Source organism: Roseateles sp. P5_E11, assembly GCF_054049355.1.
The window spans coordinates 1-1316 of record NZ_JBFUMO010000983.1; the positions used below are offsets into that span (position 1 = coordinate 1).

At 68.1% G+C, this 1316-nt stretch carries 1 protein-coding gene; it reads left to right on the top strand.

All coding sequences use genetic code 11. The features are described from left to right. Positions 1-1316 (top strand): 2-oxo acid dehydrogenase subunit E2 (locus ACXJKR_RS32705; protein WP_457326408.1); only part of this gene is annotated, 1316 nt, incomplete at both ends.

Consider the following 1316-nt stretch of genomic DNA (forward strand, 5'->3'; position numbering starts at 1 on the left):
GAGATCAAGGTCGCCGTGGGCGACAAGGTCAAGGAAGGCAGCGTGCTGGTGGTGGTTGAAGYCGAGGGTGCTGCCGCGCCTGCGGCCACTGCGCCGGCGCCTGCCGCTACAGCCCCCGCCCCGGCGGCCGAGCCTGCCGCAGCACCCGCGCCGGCACCGGCGGCCCCTGCGCAAAGCAGCGGCCCGGTCACCATCGAAGTGCCGGACATCGGCGACTTCGACGAGGTGGCCGTCATCGAGCTGCTGGTGAAGGTCGGCGACACCGTCAAGGTCGAGCAGAGCCTSRTCACCGTCGARAGCGACAAGGCGTCGATGGAGATYCCGTCGTCGCAKGCCGGYGTGGTCGAGGAACTGCTCGTCAAGGTCGGCGACAAGGTCAAGAAGGGCTCGCCGCTGGCGCGCGTGGCCGCCACCGGTGGTGCGCCTGCGCCTGCCGCAGCGCCCGTAGCCGCGTCGGCGCCTGCTGCAGCAGCCCCGGCTGCTCCACCGGCGGAGACCAAGACCGTGCCGACGGCGGCGTTGCCGCCGCACGAGCCGGTTGCTCCGACTGGCAAGCTGCCCCACGCCTCGCCCAGCATCCGCAAGCTCGCCCGCGAGCTGGGCGTGCCGCTGGCCGAAGTGAAGGGCACGGGCGCCAAGGGCCGCATCGTCGAGAGCGACGTGCAGGGCTTCGTCAAGGCCGTCATGTCCGGTCAGCTCCAGACTGCCGCGCAGAAAGCCGCCGCGCCCGCAAGCGGTGGTGGCAGCGGTTCCGGCCTGAACGTGCTCGCCTGGCCCAAGGTGGACTTCGAGAAGTTCGGCCCCGTCGAGCGCAAGGAACTGTCCCGCATCAAGAAGATCTCGGGCGCCAACCTGCACCGCAACTGGGTGGTCATCCCCCACGTCACCAACCATGACGACGCGGACATCACCGACCTCGAAGCCTTCCGCGTCCAGCTGAACAAGGAAAACGAGAAGGCCGGCATCAAGGTCACGATGCTCGCCTTCATGATCAAGGCGGCCGTGGCGGCGCTGAAGAAGTTCCCCGAGTTCAACAGCTCGCTGGATGGCGACACGCTCGTCCTGAAGAACTACTTCCACATCGGCTTCGCGGCGGACACGCCCAACGGCCTGGTCGTGCCCGTCATCAAGGACGCCGACAAGAAGGGCATCTTCCAGATCACGCAGGAAATGGGCGATCTGGCCAAGAAGGCCCGCGACGGCAAGCTGGGCCCGGCCGACATGAGCGGCGGCTGCTTCTCGATTTCGTCGCTCGGCGGCATCGGCGGCAAGTACTTCACGCCCATCATCAACGCGCCCGAGGTGTCCATCATGGG